This window comes from Streptomyces sp. NPDC003038, from assembly GCF_040611115.1.
Lineage (GTDB): Bacteria > Actinomycetota > Actinomycetes > Streptomycetales > Streptomycetaceae > Streptomyces.
On the sequence record NZ_JBEXNN010000098.1, the window covers coordinates 1 to 2583 of the forward strand.

Annotated in this window: 2 protein-coding genes; both read left to right on the forward strand. The window is 59.5% G+C overall.

All coding sequences use genetic code 11. The features are described 5' to 3' along the window. The coding region (locus ABZX75_RS34180) for a transposase (protein WP_355418100.1) at positions 1-409 on the forward strand (409 nt) is incomplete at its 5' end. Positions 410-758: 349 nt separating this feature from the next. Next, positions 759-2486, forward strand: coding sequence for a right-handed parallel beta-helix repeat-containing protein (locus ABZX75_RS34185; protein ID WP_355418103.1), 1728 nt, complete (start codon positions 759-761; stop codon positions 2484-2486). Positions 2487-2583: the final 97 nt, after the last annotated feature.

Here is a 2583-nt window from a genome sequence, read left to right on the forward strand (position 1 = left end):
CATGAGTGTGTTCCCCACCGCCGGCCATCTGGCTTCCTGGGCCCGGCTGTCTCCCCGCACTTTCCAGTCCGGGCCCAAGAACACCTCCGGGCCCGCGGGCAAGGGCAACCCCTGGCTCCGCGGCGCGCTCGGCGAGGCCGCCGTCTCCGCCGCGCGGACCGACACCTTCCTCGGAGCCCGCTACAAACGGATCGTCAAACGCCGGGGCCACCTCAAGGCCCTGGTCGCCGTCGCCCGCTCCATCCTCGTGGCCGCCTGGCACCTCCTGAGCGACCCCGCCGCCCGCTACCGCGACCTCGGCCACGACTGGCACACCAGAAACCTCGACCCCGCCCGCACGACCCGCGACCTCGTCCGCCAGCTCACCGCCCTCGGCCACGACGTGGCCCTCACCACGGCAGGCGTCTGACACACCACCGCCGACACGACCAACAGCCCCCGGAACCACCAGGCCGGGGGGCTACCTCGCCATGCCCACCTGACCGTGGAGTTTTCCCGTCAGAGCGTTATTTACTCCTTGACTGAAGATCACGTTGAAAGCACGATCAGCAATCGGTGCTGGCCGCGTCCTCGGTGGGGCGGTGCAGAGGGGGTTTGAGCGCTTGGGTGACCTTGTTCAGTCCTGACGGGCCGCATTCCGACTGTCGTAGACAAAGGTGCCCTACACAGCTCTGCACCGTCGACACGAGGGCTCGTCATATTTAGGGAAGGTGAAGCTCTTGGATGTAAATGGCCTCCATGATCGGACGGTGAGGAAGATGGATAAGAGTTTTTCAAGGCGCCTGCTGGCAATGGTGCTTGGGATCGGCACGGTTGGGTCGTTGGGCTTGCTGCAGGCAGCGGCAGCGGCTTCGGCATTGACGGGTCCCGGTCGTGCCGCCAGCGGAGTCGAGTGGTCGCAGAATAATTCCGACGGGTTCCTGCTCGGCTCGAAGGCGCAGAAGCCAGCAGTCGCCATCGCCAGGACGTTTTATGTCAGGCCGGACGGCGACGATAGAAAAAGTGGTCTTTCCCCAGCGACCGCCTGGAGGTCCTTGTCTAAGGTCAGCCTTGCGGATCTCGCCCCGGGAAGTCAGGTGCTCTTTGAGCGGTCTGGCACGTTCCGTGGCACGCTCAGGGTCAACAGGTCAGGCGTTGCAGGCAAGCCCATCGTGTTCGGGGCCTACGGGAGCGGTCCTAAACCGGTCATCGATGGGTCGTCGCCACCTGACGGTAGAGGCGCGGTTCTGGCGCCGATCCTGGTGCAGGACCAGGATCACATCCATTTCAGAGACCTCACTGTCACCAATAATCGAACAAAGCACCGTGACGGCGTTTCCGACGCCGCCGCGTTCGGGCTTCTGGTAGTCAATACGGGGCGCCGAAACCTGACCCACTTCCGAGTGGACCGCCTTACCCTCCGTGATGTGTCATCCATCACAATTCGGCCCGATTTTGACAGTAACTACCAGTCTGGCCTTGTCTTCCAATCACTAAAGCCTCAACGTGCCGTTATTGGGGACATTGTGGTGCGGAGTAGTAACTTCCTTCGCGGCACGCGTTTTGGTGCACAATTCTTGGGTGTCAGAAATTCAGCCTTCCGTGATAATAGATGCGACCGTACTGGCGGCTCGTGCCTTCTGGTTCACTCGTCAACAAACGTACTACTGGAGAGAAACACCATCAACTTGGCTGGTAGCAAGCAATTTCCCCGGCAGATCGGGCGAGGTAGCGGAGCTTGGTTCTATAATTCCCAGTACGTTGTCGCCCAGCGCAACACTGTTTACGGATCGCAAGGATCTGGGGACTCGTCCAGCATTCATGTCGACTTACACAATAAGCATATCCTCCTGCAATATAATCGCGTGTTTGAAAACGCTGGGTATGGACTGGAAATCTTGGGCGACAACACGGATGTCATCGTGCGCTACAATATCAGCATAAATGACGGCTATCGAAAGCCTGTTAGTATCAATGGTAGACCGCACGGCGGAATGCTTTTCCTTAGTGGATGGGAGAAGAACTCTGGAATTTGGATCTACAATAACACTTTCATGACCAGAAGGTCGGGAAATCACCCCTTCTGGATTCAGGGGACAAACGACGGCAGAATATTTAACAATATCTTTGCGGCTCTGGGTGATGCGCGCGTCGGCCCCCTTTTCAATAATCGTTCTGCGGGGAACTTGGTCGTTACCAATAACCTATTTGTGCCGGGAAATACCTCCACTGATATCATCGGTCTGGATTCACGTCCGGTACTTGGCATGCCCAGGTTCACGGGGGGCGAAGGGTATTATTCTGCAGCGTCATACCGACTGGCGTGGGGCAGTCCAGCCATCCGCAGCGGCATCTGGGGACAGGCGAGCTTCGACCGAGCTGGCCAGGGTATTTTCGCTCACGTAGCACCTGTGGCATGGCGTGACTTCTTCGGCATTGAGCTCCCCTGGGACCGCAGGCCGAACATCGGCGCGTACCAAGGAGGGGGCCTGCGCCCAGTTCCCTAACTTAGGTGTATTGCCCTGTGAGGTTGGGGACGCGGCTGGCGGGTGGTTTGCCTGCGAGGGCGGTGTGTCCGCGGTGGTGATTGTAGGTGTGCAGCCA